Origin of the sequence: Pseudonocardia pini (assembly GCF_013870575.1) — a bacterium.
Lineage (GTDB): Bacteria > Actinomycetota > Actinomycetes > Mycobacteriales > Pseudonocardiaceae > Pseudonocardia > Pseudonocardia pini.
Genome location: NZ_JACBXB010000984.1, coordinates 1 through 1,706, shown reverse-complemented (window position 1 = coordinate 1,706; position 1,706 = coordinate 1). Strand labels below are relative to the sequence as shown.

Sequence of the window (1,706 nt, the reverse complement as noted above, 5' to 3'; positions counted from 1 at the left end):
AGGCCGCCGAGGATCTCCGCGGCCGAGGCGGGGAACCGCGAGCTGCGCCCGGCGAGGACCACGGGCAGGACGGGCTGGTCGTCGCCGACCTGCTCGGCGGCGGCCCGCGCCTCACGCAGCGTGGTCCGCGGGGTCACGGTGGCCACGGGCCCCGAGGTGGCGTGCTCGGCCAGCAGGCCGGGGCGGTCGTCGTCGAGGAAACCCATGCGGCGCAACCAGTCCGGCGAGTGGTACTTCGACAGGTAGGCGCGTCCGGAGTCCGGCAGGATCGCCACGACGGTGTGCTCCGGCCCCAGTCCGCGGGCCACCCGCAGCGCCGCCGCGACCGCCAGCCCCGAGGACCCGCCCACGAAGATCCCCTCCTCGCGGGCGAGCCTGCCCACGATCCGCACCGACTCGCGGTCTGCGATCGCCTCGACCCGGTCGACGACCGACGCGTCGTAGGACTCCGGCCAGACGTCCTGCGCGGTGTCCGGGTGCAGGTAGTGGCCTGCGGCCTCGACGAGGAACGGGCTGCCGTCCCCACCGTTGTAGACCGAGGTCGCGGGGTCGGCCCCGACGACGGTGACCGCCCCCGAGCTGATCCCCTTCAGGTAGGCGCCGGTGCCGGTGATCGTCCCGCCGGTGCCGATGCCCGCCACGAGATGGGTGACCCGACCCTCCGTGCCCGCCCAGATCTCCGGCCCGGTCGTGCGCCGGTGCGCGGAGGGGTTCGCGGGGTTGTCGTACTGGTTGGCCTGCCAGCCACCCGGGGTCTCCGCCGCGATCCGACGGGCCAGGTTGGCGACGTGCTCGGGGTGCTCGCGCGGGAGCCGGGCCGGGGTGCGGACGACCTCGGCGCCGTAGGCCCGCAGCACGTCCACCTTCTCGGCGGCGATCGTGTCGGGCAGCACCACGACCAGCCGGTACCCGAGTACCGCGGCGGCCTGCGCGAGACCGGTGCCGGTGTTGCCGGAGGTCCCCTCCACGATCGTGCCGCCGGGCGGCAACGCTCCCGACGCCGCGGCCACCCGCACCATCTCCGACGCGGCACGGTCCTTCACCGAGCCGCCGGGGTTGAGGTACTCCAGCTTCACCAGCACCGAGGCGGCGAGGCCCTCGGTGAGCCTGCGCAGCCGGACCAACGGGGTCCCGCCGACCAGGTCGAGGACGGAGTCGTGGACGGTCATCGCCGCACCTCCGGCAGCTCGAGGTGCTCGCGCAGGGTCGTGCCCTCGTACTCGGTCCGGTAGACGCCACGCTCCTGCAGCGCCGGGACCAGCTGCTCGACGACGTCCGTGAGCGCATCCGGGATCAGGTACGGGAGCAGGTTGAACCCGTCGACCACGCGGGCGCGGACGTAGCGCGCCCACTCGTCGGCGACCTGGCCCGGGGTGCCGACGAACGCGCGGTGCCCGGGCCGGACGGCCTGGGCCAGCTGCCGGATCGACAGGTTCTCGGCCTCGGCCTGCGCGCGCCACCGAGCGATCTGCGCCTGCTTGCCGCTGCGCTGGTCGATGGCGATGGTGCCGCGGGAGGGGTCGAGCTCGGCGTCGGTGGGCTCGATGTCGGGCAGCGGGCCGTCCGGGTCGAACGCCGAGAGGTCCGCACCCCAGTACTGCTCGAAGAAGGCGAGCGCCCGAGGGCCGTTGACCTGCTCCTCCCGCACCCAGCGGGCCTTCTCCGCGGCCTCGGCGGGGGTCGCGCCGAGCACGACCTCGGCGCCG

2 protein-coding genes are annotated in these 1,706 nt (G+C 74.9%); both read right to left on the bottom strand.

Translation table 11 applies throughout. From position 1 onward, the window contains the following. Positions 1-1,169 (bottom strand): PLP-dependent cysteine synthase family protein (locus H5J29_RS31635; protein ID WP_181784594.1); only part of this gene is annotated, 1,169 nt, incomplete at its 3' end. After that, a partial coding sequence (locus tag H5J29_RS31630; RefSeq protein WP_512700153.1) for an LLM class oxidoreductase occupies positions 1,166-1,706 on the bottom strand: 541 nt, incomplete at its 5' end. The genes H5J29_RS31635 and H5J29_RS31630, both read right to left, overlap by 4 nt.